This is a genomic window from Enterococcus sp. AZ062 (assembly GCF_051715065.1).
In the GTDB taxonomy this organism is placed as follows: Bacteria; Bacillota; Bacilli; order Lactobacillales; family Enterococcaceae; genus Enterococcus_B; species Enterococcus_B mundtii.
On sequence record NZ_JBIOTB010000001.1, the window covers coordinates 2872909 to 2897142 of the forward strand.

21 protein-coding genes are annotated in these 24234 nt (G+C 39.2%); 4 read left to right on the forward strand and 17 right to left on the reverse strand.

Annotated features, from left to right (window positions below; genetic code table 11):
- Window positions 1-144 precede the first annotated feature (144 nt).
- Window positions 145-1149, forward strand: coding sequence for a diacylglycerol/lipid kinase family protein (locus IGJ00_RS13410; RefSeq protein ID WP_375148267.1), 1005 nt, complete (start codon window positions 145-147; stop codon window positions 1147-1149).
- A 118-nt stretch (window positions 1150-1267) separates the two neighbouring features.
- Here the strand turns inward: IGJ00_RS13410 and recD2 are convergent, their stop codons facing one another.
- The 4 genes from recD2 to IGJ00_RS13430 form a co-directional block, all read right to left on the reverse strand.
- Window positions 1268-3814, reverse strand: a complete 2547-nt coding sequence (gene recD2 / locus IGJ00_RS13415; protein WP_071866463.1) for an SF1B family DNA helicase RecD2 — start codon at window positions 3812-3814, stop codon at window positions 1268-1270.
- A gap of 18 nt (window positions 3815-3832) precedes the next feature.
- Window positions 3833-4486 carry a histidine phosphatase family protein gene (locus IGJ00_RS13420; RefSeq protein ID WP_010734264.1) on the reverse strand — a complete coding sequence of 218 codons (654 nt, stop codon included), beginning with the start codon at window positions 4484-4486 and terminating at the stop codon, window positions 3833-3835.
- 318 nt (window positions 4487-4804) lie between these two features.
- Window positions 4805-5308 (reverse strand): tRNA (cytidine(34)-2'-O)-methyltransferase, encoded by a 504-nt coding sequence (locus IGJ00_RS13425; RefSeq protein ID WP_019722320.1) that lies wholly within the window; start codon window positions 5306-5308, stop codon window positions 4805-4807.
- 229 nt (window positions 5309-5537) lie between these two features.
- On the reverse strand, window positions 5538-6395 hold the full coding sequence (locus tag IGJ00_RS13430; protein ID WP_074799349.1) for a putative RNA methyltransferase: 858 nt from the start codon (window positions 6393-6395) through the stop codon (window positions 5538-5540).
- A gap of 193 nt (window positions 6396-6588) precedes the next feature.
- Here IGJ00_RS13430 and IGJ00_RS13435 point away from each other — a divergent pair, with 193 nt between their 5' ends.
- Window positions 6589-7230, forward strand: a complete 642-nt coding sequence (locus IGJ00_RS13435; RefSeq protein ID WP_438844528.1) for a copper homeostasis protein CutC — start codon at window positions 6589-6591, stop codon at window positions 7228-7230.
- A gap of 68 nt (window positions 7231-7298) precedes the next feature.
- Here the strand turns inward: IGJ00_RS13435 and mgtE are convergent, their stop codons facing one another.
- The 4 genes from mgtE to IGJ00_RS13455 are packed head-to-tail and all read right to left on the reverse strand — an operon-like array spanning window position 7299 to window position 11059.
- Complete coding sequence (mgtE, locus tag IGJ00_RS13440) at window positions 7299-8660, reverse strand: magnesium transporter (protein WP_071866467.1); 1362 nt, start codon at window positions 8658-8660, stop codon at window positions 7299-7301.
- A gap of 17 nt (window positions 8661-8677) precedes the next feature.
- The gene (locus tag IGJ00_RS13445) at window positions 8678-9577 is read right to left on the reverse strand and encodes an RluA family pseudouridine synthase (RefSeq protein WP_086335179.1); all 900 of its coding nucleotides are present in this window, start codon (window positions 9575-9577) and stop codon (window positions 8678-8680) included.
- Between the two features lie 2 nt (window positions 9578-9579).
- Window positions 9580-10377, reverse strand: a complete 798-nt coding sequence (locus tag IGJ00_RS13450; RefSeq protein WP_010734258.1) for an NAD kinase — start codon at window positions 10375-10377, stop codon at window positions 9580-9582.
- Entirely contained in the window at window positions 10355-11059 is a 705-nt protein-coding gene (locus IGJ00_RS13455) for a GTP pyrophosphokinase (protein ID WP_019722324.1), read from the reverse strand. The genes IGJ00_RS13450 and IGJ00_RS13455 overlap by 23 nt, the downstream gene beginning before the upstream one ends.
- A 130-nt stretch (window positions 11060-11189) precedes the next feature.
- Between IGJ00_RS13455 and IGJ00_RS13460 the strand changes: the two genes are divergently transcribed.
- The gene (locus IGJ00_RS13460; RefSeq protein WP_086335180.1) at window positions 11190-11765 is read left to right on the forward strand and encodes a CYTH domain-containing protein; all 576 of its coding nucleotides are present in this window, start codon (window positions 11190-11192) and stop codon (window positions 11763-11765) included.
- Window positions 11766-11879: 114 nt separating this feature from the next.
- Window positions 11880-12548 (forward strand): DsbA family protein, encoded by a 669-nt coding sequence (locus IGJ00_RS13465; RefSeq protein WP_023520411.1) that lies wholly within the window; start codon window positions 11880-11882, stop codon window positions 12546-12548.
- 101 nt (window positions 12549-12649) lie between these two features.
- Here the strand turns inward: IGJ00_RS13465 and IGJ00_RS13470 are convergent, their stop codons facing one another.
- The 9 genes from IGJ00_RS13470 to IGJ00_RS13510 all read right to left on the reverse strand — a co-directional run bounded on the left by IGJ00_RS13470 (window position 12650) and on the right by IGJ00_RS13510 (window position 23600).
- Window positions 12650-13249, reverse strand: coding sequence for an RICIN domain-containing protein (locus IGJ00_RS13470; RefSeq protein WP_142433516.1), 600 nt, complete (start codon window positions 13247-13249; stop codon window positions 12650-12652).
- 73 nt (window positions 13250-13322) lie between these two features.
- Window positions 13323-13916: an RICIN domain-containing protein gene (locus tag IGJ00_RS13475; protein WP_142433517.1), complete on the reverse strand. Its 594-nt coding sequence runs from the start codon at window positions 13914-13916 to the stop codon at window positions 13323-13325.
- 980 nt (window positions 13917-14896) lie between these two features.
- Window positions 14897-15844 carry a transketolase family protein gene (locus tag IGJ00_RS13480; protein ID WP_142433518.1) on the reverse strand — a complete coding sequence of 316 codons (948 nt, stop codon included), beginning with the start codon at window positions 15842-15844 and terminating at the stop codon, window positions 14897-14899.
- Window positions 15845-15850: 6 nt separating this feature from the next.
- Complete coding sequence (locus IGJ00_RS13485) at window positions 15851-16705, reverse strand: transketolase (protein ID WP_142433519.1); 855 nt, start codon at window positions 16703-16705, stop codon at window positions 15851-15853.
- A 12-nt stretch (window positions 16706-16717) separates the two neighbouring features.
- Window positions 16718-18082 (reverse strand): PTS ascorbate transporter subunit IIC, encoded by a 1365-nt coding sequence (locus IGJ00_RS13490; RefSeq protein WP_071866474.1) that lies wholly within the window; start codon window positions 18080-18082, stop codon window positions 16718-16720.
- Window positions 18083-18108: 26 nt separating this feature from the next.
- Entirely contained in the window at window positions 18109-18390 is a 282-nt protein-coding gene (locus IGJ00_RS13495) for a PTS sugar transporter subunit IIB (protein ID WP_071866475.1), read from the reverse strand.
- Window positions 18387-20426 carry a BglG family transcription antiterminator gene (locus tag IGJ00_RS13500; protein WP_142433520.1) on the reverse strand — a complete coding sequence of 680 codons (2040 nt, stop codon included), beginning with the start codon at window positions 20424-20426 and terminating at the stop codon, window positions 18387-18389. Before IGJ00_RS13500 ends, IGJ00_RS13495 begins: the two co-directional genes overlap by 4 nt.
- Window positions 20427-20722: 296 nt before the next feature.
- Window positions 20723-22195 (reverse strand): ribosomal protection-like ABC-F family protein, encoded by a 1473-nt coding sequence (gene abc-f / locus IGJ00_RS13505; RefSeq protein ID WP_142433521.1) that lies wholly within the window; start codon window positions 22193-22195, stop codon window positions 20723-20725.
- Between the two features lie 376 nt (window positions 22196-22571).
- Window positions 22572-23600: a zinc-dependent alcohol dehydrogenase family protein gene (locus tag IGJ00_RS13510; RefSeq protein ID WP_142433522.1), complete on the reverse strand. Its 1029-nt coding sequence runs from the start codon at window positions 23598-23600 to the stop codon at window positions 22572-22574.
- Between the last annotated feature and the right edge of the window lie 634 nt (window positions 23601-24234).

The window sequence follows — 24234 nt, forward strand, 5'->3', positions numbered from 1 at the left end:
GTTGATTAAATCTGACACTGCTTGCTCTCCTTTTGACTATGTCGCCTTGCTATCGTATGCCAATGAGAACTCATGAAGGAGCCCGACAAGACTTGTTTTCTCAACTCAAGTATTCGATACTTTGGTGCATTCCAGGAGGAAAAAATGAATTTTCATTATCACCTATTAATCAACCAAGCTGCTGGTAGCGGAAACGGAAAGAAAACAGCGGATAAGATTTTACCAATTTTGGATAAAAAGAAACTTTCCTATACGGTTCACTATAGTGAATACAAAGGGCACGATGCCCTTATAGCGGAACATTTAGCCGAAGATACCCTCATTGAATGGGAAGAGGATATCGATGCTGATACTATCGGATGGTACCCACTTCTCATCGTCATTGGCGGAGATGGTACACTTCATCAGGTTCTGAATACGTTTCATCATTTATGTGTATCTTTTCCTGTCGGCTTCATACCAGCCGGTTCAGGCAATGACTTTGCTCGTGGGATTGGGTTAAGTAGAGATCCAGAAAAAGCTTTAGAAACGATTTTAGCAACCAAAGAACCACAAAAAATAAATGTGTTGCATTATGAAGAAAAAGTAAACGATCGCGAAGGTCTGGCACTCAATAATTTTGGGATTGGTTTAGATGCAGCAATCGTTCATGCTACGAATCATTCCAATGCAAAAAAACGATTGAATAAGTATAATTTAGGCTCGCTTTCTTACATTTTTTCTTTACTGTATGTTCTTTTCTCACAAAAAGGCTTTCCGATTCTTGTAGATATTGGTGGGAAACGTGTGAATTTTAAAAAGGCCTTTCTGTGTACGGCGACTAATCATCCCTATTTCGGTGGAGGAGTATCGATTGTTCCTACTGCAGATGTAACCAAACCAACGATCGACTTCGTGGTTGTCGAACGAGTAAATTTATTTAAAATTGCTTGGTTGCTTCTTTTATTATTACAGAAGAAGCAAATGCACTCGAAGTATTTCCATCACTATACAACAAGCAAACTTCGAATTGTTTCTACTATTCCCCAATATGGTCAAGAAGACGGGGAAGATTTAGAAAAACAATCGTTTGATTTACAACTCACAAATAAAACACAGCTATTGTGGTGTGAAAAAATAGTAATGAGGGATGAAGAGTCAACCTCTTGATCTGTGGAGGTTTTTCAGATGGAGCGTCTACCTTTCCAATGAAAAGACACCCGAAACGTTAGCGTTTCGGGTGTCTTTTCTGGGCTGATACTTCACACTTCCAACTGATGTTGCCTGTTTATGGTCGGATGTTCTCCATACCAATCATTGGATCAATCCATTGCTGTTCCACAGCTTCGGTTGTGAGAATGTAATTATCAGGTGATTTTGGCGTTTCAGCTTCTTTCACTTCATTTTTTTCTTCTTCGATGGCAAAAAGCGAAACTTCCTGCGCTTGGCCGGTTTCCTCTTTCCGGTGCTCTATTTGTTTTGTTGGCGCAGATACTTGTTCAATGGCTGCCGAATACGTTCCTTCTTCAAATGGATCATCACCTGTCAAGGAATCTTCATAGGCGGCTAATTTCGTACGCAGATTAAGAGTCATTTCATTGTCTTCGATCCGCTTCTTCAGTGTCGTCAATCGAACTGCGGATTCGTTTTTTGCACATGTCAAATATGCTTGTTCTTCCCCTAACAAAATCAATAATTCCTTACTACGAGTAACCGCTGTATACAACAGATTCCGTTGGAGCATTCGTTGGTATTGATGGACCATAGGCAAAATCACCATCTTAAACTCGCTACCTTGGGATTTATGGATCGAGCAACAATAAGACAGGGTGATCTTATTCCATTCATTTCGTTTGTAACTCACTTCATTGGCATCAAATTGGATGACGAGTTCGTCCACTTTATCTTCTGAATCTTTTGCTAAAACAATTCCCGTGATTACCCCCATGTCACCATTGAACACATTTAATTCTGGCGTATTGACCAAATGGAGTACTTTATCCCCGATTCGATAAACTGTATCATTCCAGTGAACTTCTTTCCGATTTCCACCGCCTGGATTGAAAATATTTTGCATCATTTTATTCAAGGCATCGATACCAGCGGCACCGCGATACATCGGTGCCAACACCTGAATATCTTGTGCAGTAAATCCTTTGTTTTTCGCCTTTTCCACGATTTTAGAAATCAATGGTTCGATTTGATACGCATCACTTGCAAAGAAAGAGCGATCCTTTTGATTTTTCGTAAAATCTGCTGGCAATCTTCCTTCTTTGATCTCATGAGCCAAAGGAATGATACTTGAGCCATCGCCTTGACGATAGATCTGATTCAATTCGATTTTAGGGATTTGATCGATTTCTAATAGATCATGCAAGACTTGCCCAGGACCTACTGATGGTAGCTGATCCTTGTCCCCTACTAAGATCACTTGCATATTCGTAGGGATCGCCTTAAACAGTGTATTGGCTAACCATGTATCAACCATCGACATTTCATCGACGATCAATAAGCCACCGTCTAATTCCTTCGTACTGATTGAAGGGGTTTTCTCACGACCATTCAAACCTAAAAGTCGGTGGATCGTACTAGCTGGTAAGCCAGTCGTTTCATTCATCCGTTTAGCAGCCCGTCCTGTGGGTGCAGCTAAGAGGATCGGAAAAATCTCTTGTGTATATTTCGTCGGATCAAGATCTAAGCCGTTTAACTCTGCAAACAGATGAACGATGCCATTGATCACTGTAGTTTTTCCAGTTCCTGGACCACCAGTCAAGATAAATAGTGGTGAGCGAATCGCTTCAGAAATCGCTTCTTCTTGTGAATCCCCATACTGGATACCAAACATTTTCTCAATTCGTCGAATATTCTTTTTAATTTCTTTTGGTTCGTACTTGATTTCCTTTTTTCGACTCAACAAGCGTTGGATCGAATTGCCAATCCCCCATTCAGAAAAATACAAACTATTTTCATATAGATTCGTTTCTTCCTGTTGGATCTTTCCCTCTTCCACTAACTGAATAATGACAGTCGCTACTTGATCCGGTTCGATTTCGATTGGACGACTTGATTCCAAGATTTTGATCGTCTGCTGCAATAAAGATTCAGCAGGCACATAGGTATCACCGGTTTGGATCGCCTGTTGGAAAATCTGGTGCAAGATCGCTGCTCTGATGCGTCGTGGCGAGTCAGCAGCAATGCCGATTTGTTCAGCTAAGTTATCTGCACGTTTAAAGCCGATTCCTTCAATCTCTTCGACTAATTGGTAAGGATTTTCTTGAATGATATCCAACGCTTCATTTTTGTAAGCTTGATAGATACTAAAGGCTAATTGACTCCCAAATCCGTAACGGTTCAACCCCATGATCACTTGATCCATTCCATGATTCAAACGGATCGTTTCAGCAATCATTTCTCTTTTTGGCTTCGTTAAACCTGAAATCTGTTGCAATTGCGCAGGATCTTCGATGATTTTTTCAATCGCATCTTCACCAAGCAGTTCCACGATTTTCTCTGCAGTTTTTTTTCCGATACCGGGAAACTTGTCACTTGATAGGTAGTTGACGATCCCGTTGGCTGTCGTCGGCTTTTCCTGTTCGTAACGCTCTACCTTCAACTGTCTGCCATATTTAGGATGATCAACTAGCTCACCATAAAAACGATACACTTCGTTCTCTTGGATATCGCCAAAACTACCAGTTGCGACAATTTCTTTTTCCCGATAATCAACACTTGTTTCACTGACTTGGATGAGCAATACTTTATAAAAATTACTAGGATTTTGAAAAAAGATAGCGGCAACTGTGCCGACAAAATAAGGCATTTCTTCTGGCTCCATCGAGGCCGCCTCCTTTATTTATAGTAAAGGCTCTGGCTGTCCATTACCTAAAAAATCCACCTGATTCCATACTTTAAGGTCATATGGTAACAGATTGTTTGGTTCTCCTGTTTCTAAAATCGTCAAGCTACTATTGAATAAACCGCCCATTTCTCGTAACTGACCTAATTCTTTACCAGTCATCCACTGGATCGCAGCAGTTAAAGAGGCACCATGCCCTACAAATAGAATAGGCCCTTGATGTTGACAGACTGCATCCGCAACAACGGCTTCGATCCGCGTGATTGCTTCGGTGATCGGCTCTCCTTCAAAAGGTGTTGGATCATATTTATCTAAATGATTTCGTAAATTAGGTAAGTTCTCTGGAAATTTTTTGTACATCTCTTCGATCGACTGTCCTTCCAGTTTTCCTAAACCTAATTCTCTTAATTTATCTGTATAAATGATTTCTGTCGGATGGTCCAATTCTTGATTGATCCCTTTTGCTGTATCTCTTGCACGTTTTGCCGTACTGCAATAAATAGCTTCAAAAGGAACAGACTTGACCATTTGGCCGAATGTCTTGATCTCCTCATAGCTTTGAGGTAACAACGGTGAGTCTCCTTGGCTTCCTTGAAAGCGTCTTTCAAGATTCCATTCCGTTTTACCATGTCTTGTAAAGTATAGTTCCATAGATGTTAGACTCCTCACTCCGTACTTGTATATATACTATCATATAGGATTTTCCCGTTGGACCGTGTAGAAAAGCTTGTTTCTAAAAAATAGAGGCTTTCGCCAATTGAATATCGCTAAAAATCGACTGTAAAAAACTGTGCGATCCTTTATGTAGTCTTGTTTTCGATCAGCAATATCCACGTATTTCATCCACACCCTTGATCAAGAGTGTGAAAAAGGAAGCTCCTACTCTATCAAAACGAAGGTTGAGCAACAAGAGAAACTATTTTCTCAACTTCGTCTTCTTAATAGGAGCGAAACCTCTCTTTACAACCTTTAGTCTAGCTTATCATTTTCGTAATGATGTGTTAACTCTAAATTTGGGAAACCTTGTTGACGCAATGCCTCATACACGATCATTGCCGCTGTATTCGATAGATTCAATGAACGGACGTGTGTATCATTCATAGGGATACGTAAGCATTTTTCTTCATGCTCGCGCATAAAGGGTTCCGGTAATCCAGTTGTTTCTTTCCCAAACAAAAAGAAATGCTCTTCGCCATCTGCAAAGTCTTCATCACTGTATACTTTATTCGCAAATTTGGAGATCAAATGTAACTTTCTATCGCCTAAGTAAGCCATAAATGCTGGTAGATCTGCATGATACGTGATATCCACATCATGCCAATAATCAAGCCCCGCTCGTTTCAGCTGTTTATCATCTGTTGAAAATCCTAGTGGTTCGATCAAGTGTAACGGTGTGTTGGTCGCTGCACATGTTCGTGCAATGTTTCCTGTGTTTGCTGGAATCAAAGGTTCAAATAAAACAATGTGGTTCATACTATCCATCCTCTCATGTATATGTGAAATCCATTTTAGTCTAAATCTTGATTTTTGCATAAAAAAAAACGTATCAACTCGGTGTCAGTCACTGCGAGTCGTTACGTTAGTGAAGCTCTTTTCACTATCTTTTATCAGAACAGGAACCTGATAAAAACCAATGAAAAAACAACTTGTTGCTACTATATCACCATTAAACGCTTTTTGCAACCTTAACTCTATAATATTCTTATTGGAATCGTTTTCTCTTATTTCCTTTTAACAATTCTACGTCAATTGTAATTTTTCTAAGGGGTTCTTCCATCAGAGCCTCTTTTATTTCTTTTGCTACTTGCCATTCCAGTGGCGACATTGCCAAGAGATCACGGCGATTTTCTTCAGGAATCGTAAATTCATACGTCACACGTTGACGTTCCACTGACGCCATTGATTCCATGAATTTGTCAACAACACGTTCGTTAGAATAATGATGTTTTTCTGGCTGACCTGGATAAAAAGCTTGGCGTAATTCTTTTAAATAGCCTGATTGTGGAACGACTTTTAATACCATGCCGTCATCTGCAAGTACTCGCTGAAACTCTTGATAGTGAGAAGGCGAGAAAATATTCAATATCGTCGAAAATTGTTGATCCGCAAAAGGCAAATTCGTTAAATCCGCGACACACCAAAATGCTTGCATCGGCTGCTCCGTGGCTGCATAGACGCCTTCTTTCGCGATATCAAAGCCAATTGCTTTTTTTAGTGGTTGTAATTGATCAGTGGCCGCCAAAAAGCTCCCTTCTCCACAACCGACATCTAGGACGGTCGCATCATCTGGTAGATGCTTAGCTAACTGTTCGATCAATGGTTGATACATACCTGATTGGATCATTCGTCTTCTTGGAGCAAACATGCCTTGATCATATTCGGTTTTGATTGCGTGAGATAAAAAATACAACGTTCCCTTTTTAGATAAATCAAAACGATGATTCTTTTGGCAAATAAGCCCATTCGTGGTCGATAAAAAGGGTTCTTGACATAACGGGCAACGGAACATTTGGGCATTCTCTGATAAAAATAGTCGACTCTGGTCTATTTTCTTTAACATAGTGATTATTCATTCCTTTAAAATACGTAGTGAGATAGTCATATAAAGATAAAAAACTTTCTTTAAAAACATTCGTTATCCGATGTTGCCTATCATGCTATCCCCTTCATCTTACCGTTTGAAGAGCGCTTTAGCAACTGTAAAAACTATGGTATAATTTCAACAAAAGTAGACATAATAAAGGAGCAAGAATATGATCAAAGAATTTTGTGCGGAGAATTATACATCGATCCCGTTAGCCATCGCAAATGGAGCCAATCGGATCGAATTATGTGACAACCTAGCAGTAGGTGGCACGACACCAAGTACTGGTGTCATTGAAGAAGTATTAAGCTACGCTAATGAAAAAAGTGTACCTGTCATGACGATCATCCGACCACGTGGTGGCGATTTTGTTTATAATGATATCGAATTGAAAATCATGCACACTGACTTGATTGAAGCCAAAAAACTAGGCACTGACGGTGTAGTGATCGGTTGCTTGACTCCTTCTGGATGGTTAGATGAAGAAGCACTGGAAGTCTTGATCGACTCCGCAGAAGGCTTACAGATCACTTTCCACATGGCGTTTGATGCGATTCCTCAAGAACGTCAATACGAAGCCATCGATTGGTTGGTTGAACATGGCGTTCATCGTATCTTGACACATGGTGGTGTTGCCGGTACAAACATCGAAGATAATTTTGCACACTTAAAACAGTTGATCGCTCATGCAGACGGACGAATCATCATTCTACCTGGCGGCGGTATCACTTCAGAAAATGCACAAGTAGTCGCTGATGCTTTGGATGCCCACGAAGTCCACGGCACCAAAATCGTTCCTTTATCTGAATAAACAAAAAAATAGGCGAAACGATCCTTTTCTAAGATAAGAATCGTTTCGCTTATTTTAGCTCTATTTTCTTACATAAAATACCCCATAAACAACGAAGCGATATTGAAATAGATCAATACACTAGTCAAGTCACTCAAGGTCGTAATAAATGGCCCACTGGCAACAGCAGGGTCAAAGCCCAAGCGATCCATCAACATTGGGATCAAACTTCCCGCAAGATTTGCCACTGTGATTGCAAACAGCATCGCAATACCGATAACAAAGCCTAGAATAAAGTTCTGCTTCCAAAATCCTACGATCAAGAAGATCGTTAGGCCAGTCACAGCGCCGGTCACTAAACCCGTCAATACTTCCGCCACGATCAACCGAACAAAGCCCTGATCTTTTTCATCTGAAATCGCTAGGCGACGTACAGCGACCGCTAACGATTGTGTACCGGCGTTTCCAGCCGTTCCTGTGATCAAAGAAATAAAGACAGCTAAAATACTTGCTTCACTGACTAATTCTTCATAATGACTGATCAAAGAGGCAGTTGACATACCTAAAAATAATAAAGTGATCAACCAAGGTAAGCGGCGAGAAGCTGATTTTACAGGATTCTCATTGATTTCTTCGACGTTGACCCCCGCCAATCCAGAATAGTCACTCGCTGCTTCATCATCGATAACGTCGATGATATCATCGACAGTCACGATCCCTAATAAATGATCATCATAATCCGTGACAGGCAACGCAAGAAAGTCATAGTCACGGAAAGTTTGTGCCACATCTTCTTGGTCATCGCCTACGTGAACAGATAATACCCGTTCACTCATCAAATCAGAGATCATCGCATCATCATCATTGACGATCAAATCACGCAACGAGATAACCCCAACAAGTTGATTGTCTTGATTGACTACATAAATGTAATAGATGGTTTCTGCCACATCTGCTTCATTTTTCAAGACATACATCGCCGAACGAACGGTTTGGTTCGCAACGATCGAGATAAATTCGGTCGTCATGATCGCCCCAGCCGTTTCATCTTCATAATGCAGGAGGTCTTTGATCTCACTCGCATCTTCTGCTGTCATCAAGCTAAGATATTTCGCCACTTGTTTCTTATCTAATGTATTCAACAAATCGACCGCGTTATCGGTATACATCTCTGAGAGCATTTCCGCGGCATAACTAGGACGCATTTCTGCTAAATATTCCTTCATATATTCGTTGTCTTCTTCAATGACATCGAACATGTCCGCCAATTCCTTTGGCGAAAGATAGGTATAAATCTGTTGACGATCTGCTTCCTTAAGGGATTGATAGAATTGCCCCTGTTCATAGATATGCATCTCCAAGAAGTTATTTCTAAAATCCTGAATATTGTTTTCTCTTAGATCTTGAGCTAACTGGGCAAATCTTTCCTCTAATTCTTGATTTTCGTCCAAACCAATCTCACCTCACCTTAATCTTCAAATCGTTTCACTATTGTTGCCATATCTTTTGCTAAAGGCTGTTTGAATTCTAAAAATTTTTCTGTAAACGGATGATAGAACCGTAAGTCATAACAATGCAAAGCCTGTCTAACTATGTCTTGATCCATCCTTCCCCCATACATGTCATCGCCTAAAAGAGGACACCCGATCGCAGAAAAATGCACTCTGATCTGATGCGTGCGCCCCGTATGCAATTGGATATCAACGAGTGCAATCTCTGCTGATCTGTTTTCTAACCAGTATTCCGTTTGCGCACTTTTCCCCGTAGAAGAAACTTTACGTTTTAATAATGATGTCATATCACGAGCAATTGGTAAATCGATCTGCCCATGCGCTTTTAACGTAGCCACATCGCCACTGACCAAGGCTTGATACTTTTTGACGAACTTCTTTTCGCGAAGCTGTACGTCTAATTTTGCATGAGCAAAACCATGCTTTGCAAAAAGCATCAATCCTGAAGTATCTCGATCTAGTCTAGTCACTACGTGGATCACCTGATTTTCATAGCCTTGTTGTTTATAATAAGCTTTCACTCGATTCGCCATCGTACCGTTAGGATGGTATTGTGCCGGTATCGAGGATACTCCAGCTGGTTTATTGACGACTAAGAGATGTTCATCTTCATAAACGATCTCGATCGGTGTTTCGTCTAAAAGAACCGTTTCATGCTCGCCTTCTGCTGGAATCACAATGGTTACCTTATCATTTTGAGCCAAAGAAAACAAGACGTTCTCAACCTGATCATTGACCATGATCGTGCCGCCTTGAAACTTGATTTTCGCTAGTAGCCCTTTGGAGATCCCTTTTTCTTTTAAAAAATATTTTACTTGTTGCGCTTGCTCTTTTTCATAGATCCATGTAAACTCCATTGCTAAACCTCACCAATAAAGGCATCTTTCACACGGTGCCAAAAATGCATATGTCGATAAGAAGCAAAGTGGATTCTTTCTTCTGCAATCCGATAATAAATGGCTCGTATATTATTTTTTGAAACGTCCAATTGATCGATCGTCACCAAATAATCTGCGGTATTCTCTAAACGAATTTCTACCCATTCATCTTGAGCAATGACCATTGGCGCACCTAGCGTACGAAAAACGCGGTTATTCAATGAAGCAATCTCTGCTAATTGAAACGCATTGATACTTGGATGGATCACAGCCCCACCAACACTCTTATTATACGCAGTCGATCCTGTAGGCGTAGACAACGCCAAACCATCACCACGGAAGCTTTCAAATAGTTCGTTCTTGATATATACATCTGCTACCATCGTTCGGTTAGAACGCTTGATTGTTGACTCATTCAAAGCAAAAAAATGTTGATCAGGTTTATCATCTAAATAGCTGATTCGAACATCTAACAACGGGTAGCTGACACTTTGTTCACGATTGGTTTTCAGGCTATCGACTAGTTCTTCTAATTCATAGTCTCGCCAGTCCGTATAAAAGCCTAAATGACCTGTATGGACGCCTAAAAAGCGCACATCGTTCAAAGCATGGCTAAATTGATGGAACGCGGCTAAAAGCGTCCCATCCCCGCCAACTGAAATCACTAACTCTGGTTGTTGATCATCGATCTTGATATTTGCTTGAGCCAAAAGATTTTTCAATCGTTCGGTGACTGCTAATGTTTTTGGTTCCTTGTTATGAACGATCGCTACCTTCATCTTTTGCCTCCTCATGTTTATTCTCTTGATTGATCAATGAGCGATAATAGGCATCTTCAGATTTGCCTCTGCCATGTGAGAATAACCGTTGTGCTTCTTGGATCTCTTCACGGATATTCGACATTTCTTCGTCGAGTTGATACGCGGCTTCTGCTGCACGTTGTAATCGTTCACTCATTTCTTCCGGAAATACACCTTGGTATTTATAATTCAACGAATGTTCGATCGTTGCCCAAAAGTTCATCGCTAACGTTCGAATTTGAATTTCTGCTAAGATCTTCTTTTCACCACTGATCAATTGGACTGGATATTCGATCACTAAATGATACGAGCGATACCCACTCGCTTTTTTATTGGTGATATAATCCCGTTCCTGTAATACTTTCATATCTTTTCGGTTACGGATGATCTCAACCACCTGATGGATATCTTCTACAAATTGACACATGATTCTTAACCCAGCAATATCTGACATTTCTTCCTCTAAACGCGCCATTGGGATATGACGCAATTGAGACTTGGTAACGATGCTTTCTACCGGTTTGACCCGCCCCGTCACAAACTCGATTGGGACATGGCGATTTTGTTCTCTAAATTGTTTACGTATTCCTCTTAGTTTTACTTTTAATTCTGATACTGTTTGTTCGTAAGGTGCTAAAAACTCTTCCCAGTCTCGTTCCATAATCTATACCTCTACTTTGTTAACATTCATAGATATTCTAACATATAAACATAGTTTTTTTGCACCTTCTGTCTTTGAAGTTGACCAAAAACAAAAAATTAGGCAAAATAAAAGAAAAGGGGCGAAGCCAATGACTGAAATGTTAGAGATCGAATTTAAAACATTGCTAGCTAAGGAAGATTACACGCGTTTGCTTTCGCACTATCAACTTACAACGGAATCCTTCCATATCCAAACCAATATTTATTATGACACGCCTGATTTCCAATTAAGACAGCGTGGTTGTGGGTTACGTATCCGCTTATTAGATACCTATGCGGAGTACACATTAAAAACACCAGCTACAGAAGGAAAATTGGAAACAACAGACACCTATACGCTCCAAGAAGCCACTAAAATGATCGAGGAACAGACACTGCCACGAACGGGCGCTGTTTTAAAAAAACTTCATGAGCTATCGATCGATTCCAATCAATTGTTCAAAATCGGAGAACTGACGACTAAGCGTGTTGAATTTCCTATTGATGAAGGCTTGTTAGCCATTGACGAAAGTTGGGGGGAACAACTTCACGACTATGAATTAGAATTAGAAGTCACTGATGCTGCCAGTGGAAAAGTAGCATTTGAGCACTTCCTTCAACGTCAAGGGATTCCTTATCATCCTTCAAAAAATAAAATCCAACGAATGTTTGAGGCCAAAAATTAGAACTCTATCATTTTCATAAGGCTCATGAGTTCATTTTTTCGGGATTTTCTGGTAAGTTATACGTTGTGAATATTATTCATGATTTGCATAGAATCTAATTTGGGGGAGATTCGTATGATCGAAATCTATTTTTTTGTTAATCCATTGGGGAAAAACTGCTTTCATTTAGAGCAACAGCTCGTTCAATTTATTGATGAGGAATATGGAAAGAAGCCGAAAGACAAAGTACAATTTCGTTTTCTACCACTAGTTAACTTGCAGACAATCGGGGATGTCATGCAGACTAACGGGATTTCTCAAACTAATCTTGAAGAGCGCAACAAACTATTTTCCATTACTTATTCAGCCGCATTAGATTGCAAAGCTGCGCATTTTCAAGGAAAGAAAAAAGGAAGACAATTTCTTAGCCGATTACAAGAAGCAGTCAGTTGTAAAAAAATTCCATATTCTCAACAGCTTTCTGAATCGATTTTTTCAGAAATTGGAGATCTAAACATGTTCAAAGAAGATCGCCAATCTGAATTTGTCAAAGAAGCATTTTTCTCAGACCAAAAAATGGCCCGTGAAATGGGAATAAAGAAACATCCATCTGCTGTTGTTTATAATTATAATCGTGAACAAAATTTTGGAGTATTAGTTGAAGGCATGAACAGTGTTCGCCAAATCATGGCGATCTGTCAAGGAAAAGAAGACAGCTATCAGCTGTTTGAAAGCCATCCATTGCAAGCAACGAATCCACAACTTCATTCCGGAAATAGCCATTTATCTTTGCTTTCAAATTAAATAATAGATGTGTGTATCACACAAAATAAAAAGACACAAAACAAGGTAAACTGTTTTATGTCTTTTTTACTATTTTTTCAAATCAAATATATTGTATATGGTTAAACATTTCCTACAATATGAATACGGAACCTTTGACTTGACGTACCACGACCCTCTCCTTCGGTAGCAACTAATTTCTGACCTTGTGAAGGAGTGCCATTTTCAATATCCAGTACTTTACCTGTTTCAGTATTTTGTAATACAAAAAGTCCATCACCTAAAAGATCATCTACACCTACTTTATACAATCGCCAATTTGAATTTAGACCTGTCGTTGCAATTCTTGGATTTCCTTTGCTATCAAAAGATTTTTCAGATACAGATAAGGATGCTGATTTGATAAATCCGTTGAACTGATGAGCATCAGTTGAGAGAGTGTACGTCTCAGTAGCAAAATTATAAAACATATTCCATTTTTGATTCCATGAGGTAGCATTACTGTACATAATCACTTGGTCTAAATTACTTTGATCCCAATCCAATACCCTCCCTCTATTCATTTCACTTTGAATCGTTACAACTTTGTTGTTAAAGTAGTTAGCAACATTAGATCCTGGTATATTTTCTTCTATGCCTGCCGAGACAGTCTGACTTCTTCCTACTACTCCTAATGTCGTTACTACAAACGCTCCTACCATTAATTTTGTGAACACTTTCATTTTTTATTCCCCTTTTTGTTTTTTGTCTTTTTTCGTTTTTCTTCGATTTAAATGAAATACAGCTAGCTAAGGATCAAAGATTGCCCACTACTCTAAGAACAAATCGTTGACTAGCAGTTCCAGTACCTTGTCCTTCACGTGCGACTAGGCCTTTCGTGTCGTATGGGCTGCCATTTTCCAGATCTAATACTTTACCCGATTCAACATTTTTTAAAACATAAACACCAGCACCCACAGCATCGCCTACTCTGTAAAGTTTCCAATTTACTTTTAATCCAGTCGTAGCAATCTTTGGATTTCCTTTACTGTCAAAAACTTTGTCAGATACAGCCAATTCTGCTGATCTGATATGGCCATTGATCTGGTGAGGATCAGTTGAGATAGTATATGTATCTGCACTAGCATCATAAAACATATTCCATTTTTGATTCCATGAGCCAGTATTATTGTACATGATCACTTGGTCAAGATTGGATTGATCCCAATCTAACGTCCTTCCCAAATCCATTGCACTTTCAATTCTCACCACTTTATTTTTAAAGGCGTCCGCAACATTAGAACCTGGTATGTTTTGATCCAAATCTGCCGAGACTGTTTGACTTCCTCCGACTACTCCTAACGTTGTTGCTACAAATGCTCCTACCAATAATTTTGTGAACACTTTCATTTTTTGTTCCCCTTTTTGTTTTTTTATTTGATACAAATCGATTTGTTGAACACAGTATGCCATGTTTTTATTTAGTAAATTTATTTTGAGTGGTAATACAACACTATTTATTTTTTATTTAATAAGTGCGTTAATTATAATAAAAAGCGCTTGTTTTATAGGCTTTATTGCTCTTTCATGCACAATAAAAAGTAAATTTACTATGAATTTTTTCATGTTTTTTTATTTTTATTATTAAACATAAAAATATATTGTTTGCCAACTGTATAAAAAAGAGAATCGTCGGCTACTTGAAACACCTACAATTCTCTAATTACTTCTATTAAGTTATAAATGATACACACTGCTGGACTAACTTCCTTAAACAGCAGAATGATCCTTCTTTCTTTTTTTATTGACAACAACTAGTAAAAGCAAGCAGATAAGAAGACTAATGATTCTCAGTGCAGGAGTAAATAATAGGAAGATCATCAAATTGGCAAAGCTTTGAATAATGGTAGAATCGGATTGATACATTTGATCCAAAGGCTCTGCAAACATGTTCACATGGCGATAAACCTACGCAGTAAATAAATACATAACCACACCTACTCCTACTATAAGGATATTTTTTATTGATTTCGACAATTTCTGTTCCTCCATCTAATATTTATTGATCGAGTTTCTCTTTTGTTTCCATAATCGGTCAATAAAATTTTTTATGCTCCAGCCAGAAATTCATTTTACCTCTAAATAACAAATCCTAAAGAATATATGTACATGTTTCGTTCTAATTAGAAAAGCTGTAGCTGTTCATAGATCATCTCCTTATTCGTTAATCAACACGCTTCATCTACTCACATTTATAACATAAGACAACATATTTATCCTATCCAAATCCATTGTACTACTAATAGATCATCAACTCAAAAAAGGAGTAAAAAAGGGTTGCCCTTCATTACTCCTTTTCGCTATCAAATAATTGTATTCAACACGCTGACTTATTCCATTATTTGCTTTTTAATACTCTCAATATCCAATCCAAATTCTTGTTGCAAGAAATCTGGTGTGCCAACTTGACCAAAACGTTCATTGACACCGATTCGTTTCAGCGGAACGCCAATCCCTTCTTCTGCAAGAACTTCAGCGACTGAACTACCTAATCCGCCAGTGATCGAGTGATTCTCAATGGTGATGATTTTTTTCTTACCAATTACTTCACTGAGGATCAACTCTCGATCAATCGGTTTGATGGTAAACATATCGATCACTTCACAGCTGATTCCTTCTTCCATCAATTGTTCAGCGACTTGTAATGTTTCAGAAACGAGTTGCCCTGCTGCAATCAGCAGATAATCCGTTCCTTTACGCAAAACATTTCCTTTGCCTAATACAAATGTTGAACCTTTCTCATAAACAGGCGTGACGCCTTTACGATTTCCTCGTACATAATGGATTCCTGACATTTGATGAAATTCTTTGATGATCCATGCCATTTGTACGTCATCTGCCGCATCACATACTACGGAATGAGGGATGGCTTTCATTAAGGCTACATCCTCCCAAGTCGTATGAGTTCCCCCGTTATGCCCTGCGGCAAATCCTGGGTCCGAACCATAAATATTGATGGTATTCCCGCCGTAGCCTCCTGAAATAAACAGTTGATCAAATACCCGGCGTGTCGCAAATGGACCAAAAGTATGGATAAATGGCGTGTACCCCGTCAAACTTAATCCTGCTGCGACGCCCACCATATTTGCTTCGGCAATCCCCATATTGATAAAGCGGTCAGGGCGTTCCTTTCCAATCGCTGTCCAACCACTTGCAGAACCTAGATCAGCATCTAACGCAATGACTTTCTCGTCTTTTTCCATCAATTCATTGATGGTTTCCACGACACAAGTTCGTAATTCTTTTTCGATCGCTGTCGATTTAGTTAAATGGAACATCCCTTATCACATCCTCTCGATTTTTTCTTCTAATGTTCGGATTGCTTGATCTGCTGCTTGGTTGACTTGTTCCGTATTGAATTTCACGGAATGATTGGCAGCTAAAGTTTCAAAATACGGAACTCCTTGCCCCTTCACGCTATCAAGTACAATACAAACTGCTTGATCAGTTACTTCTTTACATTTGTTGATTGCAGCATCAATGGCTTGTATATCGGAACCTTTTACTTTTAAGGTATAGAAACCGAATGCTTCCATTTTTTTCTGTAAATCGAACGGGTCAAGGATGTCCTTTGTGGCTCCATCTAATTGCTTTTTATTATCATCGATGATCACGATACAATGATTTAATTTAAAATGGGCGATATATTGGAATGCTTCCCAACACTGGCCCTCATTCAACTCTCCATCTCCCACGATCAAGTACACATAGTTGTCTTTGTTAGAGTGCTTAAAACCTGTAGCGATCCCCGCAGCTATTGAAGTCCCTTGACCTAAAGAACCCGTAGTTGCATCAACACCAGGTGTTTTTTGGCGATCCGGATGAGAAGGCAGTCTTGTTCCACCTTCATTGATCGTCAGTAACCATTCTTTGTCAAAATAACCAACATTTGCTAAAGCACTGTATAATCCAGCTCCTGCGTGTCCTTTAGATAAAACCAACCGATCTCGTTCTTCCCATTGTGGATTTTTAGGATCGATCTTCATCTGCTTACCGTATAAGACGGCTAACAACTCAACGATCGAAAATGAACCACCTAAATGCCCTTGCCCCATATGTTTGATACTGATCAATGTATCTAATCGTATTTTAGTTGCTAATAATTCCAGTTCTTTTAGTTGCTCTTCTTTGATGGTCAAAATGATACCCCCTTACTCTGCGACTGTATCTGATTTTTTACTTTTCTTTAAAAGTGTCAAACCGATCAAAACAGCAAGTACAGCGACCACACCAGAAATAACTGCAATTTGTCCGCCCATATTTGCTAAGTTTCCTAAAAAGATCCCTGAAACACCATAATCTGTATCTGAGAAAGTCGAACCTTGGAACCCAAGATCGCCCATTACTGGCATCAACAAGATCGGCATGAAGCTAATGATGATCCCGTGGACAAAGGAACCGATGACCGCGCCACGTACGCCCCCAGTGGCATTTCCATAAACACCGGCTGTCGCGCCACAGAAGAAATGAGGAACTACGCCAGGAATGATCACTGTTGTCCCGGTAAAGACCATGATCACTAAACTAACTAATCCACCAACAAAACTTGTTAAAAAGCCAATCAATACGGCATTTGGTGCATAAGGGAACACGATTGGACAATCCAACGCTGGAATCGAATTCGGTACTAATTTTTCAGATATTCCTTTAAATGCAGGAACGATTTCAGCTAAAATCAAACGTACACCGGCTAAGATCACAAAAACACCTGCGGCAAATGAACCCGCTTGTTGTAAAGCATAAATAATATAATTCGTGCCATCGCTCAATGTGGTAGTAATATAGTCACTTCCGGCAAACAACGCAACGATCACATAGACGATTGCCATCGTAATCGTGATACTCACTGTTGAGTCACGTAAAAAAGCTAACCCTTTAGGAAAATTGATGTCTTCTGTTGATTTTTCTTTATTTCCAACATACTTACCGATCAAACCACTCAATGCGTAGCCAAAGTTCCCTGTATGACCTAAAGCTACAGAGTCATTTTTTGTGATTTGACGTGTAAACGGTTGTGCGATTGCTGGAAAAATCGTATTACAGATGCCTAGCGCTAACCCACCGAATAAAACCAGACTAAACGTACTCATGCCTGTTACACTTAAAATGACTGCAATCATACATGCCATGTATAACGTTGCATGCCCTGTCAAATAAATGTATTTGTACCGAGTGATTCTCGCAATCAAAATATTGAATGCCATTCCCGCTAACATAATAAGTGCTGTATATGTTCCATAGGTAGTTAGAGCTAACGCTACGATCGCTTCGTTATTAGGAACAACTCCTTGCATATTGAATGCGACTTGGAACATTTCTCCAAATGGCGCCAACGAACTTTCTATGACTCCTGCACCAGCTGTCACAACCAGAAATCCTACAAAAGTCTTGATTCCGCCTTTAACAGTCGTTGCCACATCTTTTTTCTGCAACATATTCCCCAATACAGCAATCAATGCCACTAAGATTGCTGGTGTACTCGCAATATCGATCAATAGATCTAAAATACTATTCATTTATTTTTCCTCCCCCAAAAAATTTTTTATAGTAATCCTTTTTGTCTACATGTCTCCGCTACTTTTTCTTTCAATTCATCTAGATCGATGATACTCTCCAATACGACGATCTCACCTAAATGTTGTGCGCTATCTGCTAAATCTCTACCAATAAAAAAGACATCTGCTAATTCTGGTGCTGCACTTCCTAGATCGTAATGAGCAACTTCCACTCCACTTACCCCTAGATCACTTAATACTGAATTGATATTCATCTCCACCATAAAACTTGATCCTAATCCTGAACCACATACTGCTGCAAATTTCATTTTTCATCTTCTCCTTCTTTGATCACATGGATGATTTCTTCTACATCTTTCGCTTCGAGTAATGACGCTAAACGTTCTTTATTCGACAAAATTTTCGTCAAGCTAGCTAAAGCTTTCAAGTGCATCTCGTTGTCCACCGCGGCTAGGCAGATAAATAACTGGATAGGATGCTTTTCATCATCGCTCAACAAGACTGGATCAGTTACCTTCAGTAAAGACATCCCAATTTCTTTTACGCCATCTTCTGGTCGTGCATGAGGTAAAGCAATTCCTTTTCCAATATGGATAAAGGGCCCATGTTCAATGACCTTTTCGATCATCGCCCCCACATACTTTTCTTCGATTTTATTGGTCGTTAACAAAGGCTGAGCTGCCTCGGTGATGGCTTCTTGCCATGTCAGTTGTTTGTCCGTAAATTGTATGGTTTCTTTTGTTAATAATTCTGATAACATCGGCCGTTGATCTTCCCTTCTGTTCAATTCTTTGTTTATTTTTCTCTCGACAATCTGTCGCAGTTTCCTCTTCGTCATGCCTTCTTTCAAATCAATATATGGAAAAATCACTTCCAAAATTTCTTCGATCGAATGCACACCTCTTCCTGAAACATAAAATGCTTGTTGGACCTTTTTGACTAATTCATTTTTTTCTAAAGGAGTCATGATGGGTTTCACAACATAACTGGTCACCGGTGTTTTTAGTGGGACACTGGAAAACACCATATCAATGTCTTCCGAAAAACGAAGCATCTGATATTCTTCTGTTGATCGTGCCGGCAAAAATTCGATTTGTGGAAATAGCTCTTGTAATTCCGATTCCATGATCAAGCCAGAGCTGATGCCACTAGGACAGACGATCATCGCCTTTAATCTTTGGTAATCATGTCGCTCCTTTTGTTTTCTGATCTCTCCACCAAATAAAATCGTAAAATAACCAATTTCTGTATCAGGAATCTCGCCAACTAATTGTTTGAGCGGATAAAGCGCTAAACGAGTCAATTCAAATAATTCTCGATATTGGGTTTTGATTTCATCGATCAACACATTATTCAATGTGAATCGATAGCGGATACGAAAATAAGCGGGAACAAGATGATAAAAGAAATTCATCAATAATTTCCGATAGTCCACAAAACGGACAGCGGATAAACGTTCCATCTCATGGATGACCTCTCTTGCACATTCCAATAAAAATTCTACAGAATGATCCTCGATATCGCCTTGTAAGACAGTCTTTAACAGCACAGTCAAATAACATTCTTCTTCTACTTGATTTTTGATTTGACCAAAATCTATTAAAAATTTTTTGCTTGCTTGATAGACATTCAAAGAGGTCAGCATCTCTTTGTCTTTTTCAGTTAGAAAAACTGCTTTTTTTGTGATCCGTGACAATAAAAAACTAATAAAATACAACATTTCCTCAAAACGACTAGGAACGATGATTAAATCAAATTCCTCTAAAATACGAAGCAGGCGGTCTCTCACCACAACATAATTCGTTCTAGAAATGCCATAGATCCCTTCAAAAAGTAACCAGTGGCCGTTCTTGGTGTCTGTTAGTACTCCCACAGTTGAATAAGCTACGCGGCGAACATCAAGTTCAGCGCCATCTATGTAGAAGCCTTTTTTTCTCGAATAAATCAGGCGAATGTCTTCCTCTTGGAGTTTCATTCTTAAATTTCTGACATCTTTTAAAACTGTATTCTTACTTACATTGAATAATTCTTGAAAATAATAAACAGATAAGTCATCAACCATCGAAAAAGCAAGAAGATAAATCATGGCTTGTCTTTCCTCTTCCGAAAAATACAGTTCCTGTTTTGACACTTCAAAGAGGACTTCAGACCATCGTCGTCGAATCACCTCCGGAACCCGTACCTCCTCTCCAGAAATGTTTATTTTTTGCCCTAACTTTTTTTCACAAAAATGATTGATTTTTGTTAATTCTATTTTTAGAGTCTCTTCCTCCAAGTTCGTCAGTTTTATCAATTTTTGTCTGTTCGTTTCCTCAAACAGATAACTCAAGCGGTAATTGATCATTCCTGTCCCCCCATTTCAACTATAATGACTTTTCCTTGGAAACGCTATCACACTTCAGCCCAATTTGACTCGTGCTTTTTCCCTTTTGATGGACCGAACAGATTCAACGATGCACGCATGTATTAAAATGAAAATAAAAAAGGGATGTCACCAGAAACAAATCTTGCAAAAATAAGCAGTGAAATCCCAAAATAGGAAAAACGATTTCCGGATTTCACTGCTTATTTCAGTTGCCTATTTTTTGCACTCCCTTTGACTCACACTTAGCAACAATAACAAGCTCGTTTTACGCTGATTCAATCTCGTCGAATCAGTTTTTGATCCTTTATTTCATAGACTTGATCTGCCACTTGTTGAACAAAATAGGGATCATGCGAGGTAAACAAAACAGTCCCATGATATTGTTTCAAAAAATACTCTAGCGCATTCATTGTCTGCAGATCAATGAAATTAGTCGGTTCATCTAGAATCAATACGTTGGAAGGCTTAGCAAACAAGGTTGCTAGTGACAGCCGTGTAGCTTCTCCACCACTTAACGAACAAACTGATTGTTGGATTGCCTCCGGTGAAAAGCTTAAATGGTGAAGCATACTTCGGATCAAACTTTCTGGATATTCGGTCTGACGCATCAGGTACTGTAGGACAGTCATATCTTCAACATAGTGATAATCCATTTGCTCATAGACAGCAAAAGTAATTTTTGGACTAAGCTTTATTCCATTGTTTTGCTGCAAGATATGACTGAGTAAACTAGACTTCCCACTCCCATTAGGACCAATAATCGCAATGTTTTTTCCTAGAGCAAAGGCAAAGTTAACTTCATCAAGCAGGATTTTTTCACCGTAATGGATCGTCACTGATTCACCTGCGATTGGGAACTTATTGTGTAAAACAGTTGTTTTTGTCTGCGGGAAATCAATCGGATACTTTTTCTGTACTCTTGCGACTGCCGTTAATTTTTCTAAACGTTTCTCCATTGACTTCGCCGCTTTCATTATGCCTTTTTGACCACTTTCTTTTTGTTTTGTTCCTGCCAAACGGTCAGGTTTCCGACTATTTTTATTGCTTCTGCTTTTTTGATTGGAAGATTGTGCCATTTTTTTTGCTTGCTGCTCTTTTTTGATCATGCTGTTTTCTAATTTTTTACGTTCTCTCAAATAGTCATCATGCGCTCTTTCTTGAGCAATTACTTCTTGCTCTTTTTGCTTTAGATAGTCATCATAGTTCCCTTGATACTCATTTATCGTATGTTCCGATACTTCCCATATTTTGTCAGCTAATTCATTGAGAAATAAGCGATCATGGCTAACAAAAATTAAGGTTCCATAATAATACCGAAGTTCTTTAATCAACAATTGCACGCTTCGTTGATCTAAATGAGTCGTTGGTTCATCTAACAACAAACCTGGTGTGTACGTAGATAATACTTGCGCCAAACGATATTTCGCTTCTTCACCACCACTAAAGTGAGCCAGTTGATTGGGTACTCGGAAACGGCTGAGTAACTCAAAATCGATTTCTTCGACTGGATGCTGATCAAGGGTATCGATCTGTGCAAAATATTTAAAATCAACCCTTCGATCTATTCTTCCTTTTTCTGGTAGGATTTCTCCAGCTAATAATTTAAGTAACGTCGATTTCCCGCTACCATTATCTCCGACGATACCGATCCGCGCATTCTCATAAATCGCTTGCTCATTGATTGTTAAGACTTCTTTTCCGTTGTACGTAATCTCAATCTCTTTTAATTCCATTGCTAATGCTTCCATTGTTTGCACTCCTTTTGTGCAAATGAACATCCTTCTAACGGAAACACAAAAAAGAAGCAGCCTGTGAAAGACTGCTTCTTCAAGAATTTTGTCCATGCTAAAAAAGCATAGAAAAACAGCAAAGTTCCCGTGAATTGTCATTTACAAGTTGTTTTTAAACGATTCAATTAATTGTTTAAAAATACTTGATCCAAATAAAACAACCACATGTCACATCGCTCCTTTTCTCTAATTACATTTATTTTATCATGATTGAAACCGTTTGACAAACGATTTTAAAAGCGTGACAGACATCAAATTTCTGAAAAACCATCCTTCAATTCTTGAAGGATGGAGAAAAGAATGATTTCCTCTCACTTGACGAACGGAGGAACCATCACATAACTAATAATGATTTGATTGCTTTTCGTTCATCCATTGCCTCATAAGCAGCTTGAACTTGATCTAACTCGAATTGTTGCGTAAATACTTTACCTGGTTCGATTTTATTTGATAAGACTGCTTCTAATAGTGAAGCTCGGTCGTGAGTCGTCACAGCCGCAATCCCTCCACGTAAGCCGATATTACGATAAAACAAAGCGTTCGTATCCAACTCATCTACGTGAGGAACCCCTACACGCCCAACAACTGCACCTGGTCGACCAACTTTTACTGCCGTTTCAACCGCTTGTTGCGTTCCTACACACTCTAACACTGCATCTGCGCCAGCACCTGTTAATTTCATGACCTCAGCGATTGCTTCTTCTCCACGAGCCGCAATGATATCCGTTGCTCCAAATGTCAAAGCTAGCTGTTGACGGTCTTCATGTCGACTCATCGCAATGATTTTTGATGCGCCTAACAATTTTGCTCCAATGACTCCGCATAACCCTACAGCACCATCTCCGATCACAACGACTGTATCTCCTTCTTTCACCTCAGCACTCACTGCTGCATGATAGCCAGTCGCCATCACATCCGCCAACGTAACAAAGGAATTTAACATATCATCGGAATAATCTTCTGGTTTACCAGGGATTTTTACTAATCCCCAATTTGCGTTGCGATAACGAATATACTCTGCCTGATAGCCTGTTGAACCTGAAGTATCTGATAAACAATCGCCATCAAACCCAGCTAAACAAGCCTCACATTCCCCGCAACCATGGGTAAAAGGCACAATCACAAAATCACCCGGTTGAACATTTTTAACACCTTCTGCTACCTCTTCTACGATACCAATCGCTTCATGTCCCGCAGCAGACCCTGGTTCTTTTTTAGAGATGCCACGATACCACCATAAATCAGAACCACATACACTTGCGCGTACCACACGAATGATTGCTTCATTCTCTTGGTTCAATTCTGGCTTAGGCATTTCTTTGATAGCCATCTTTCCTGGTTCTAAAAATACTGTTGCTTTCATCGCTTCCACTCCTTAGATTGATTGCTTCTAGTATATCCCCTTGAGCCAACTCCAAGTCAAATAAAAACAATTATAACCAATCTTTTACCAATAAGACGGAAGAAAATGAACTCGCTTTTATGTACTTACTATGGTATCATGACTTTGAAAAGAGAGCGTTGCATCAACAACTCTCTCTCCAGATAGCACCGTTTGACTGGTGGCTAGCTTGGTTAGTTACAGAAAATAACCGTTAAACTCGCCAAAGTTTAAGGAGCGGTTATTTTTTGTTGTCCTTGTCGCTGACGATCAAGACCAATGTTGCAAATGACAATGCAAACATCAATGCCTCAAACACAGACATGCTTATTCCTTTCTAGGAGAAAGCCACAGATCAACATAGGCATCACCTCTTTTCTTAAGGCTAGCCACCGCATCAACTTTACTATCTCTGTCAGTATACTATAAACCCAAAATACAAACCTTAATTTTTAGATTTTTTTGTTATTTATTGTATTGCTATTTTAACCTCTTTTGTTTCTCTATCAGAACAAAAGAAATTGAACTCGCTTTTATGTACTCGCTATGGTATCATAGTTTTGAAAAGAGGAGCTGTATCACAGCTCCCCTTCAGATAGTATCGTTCAAAACAATG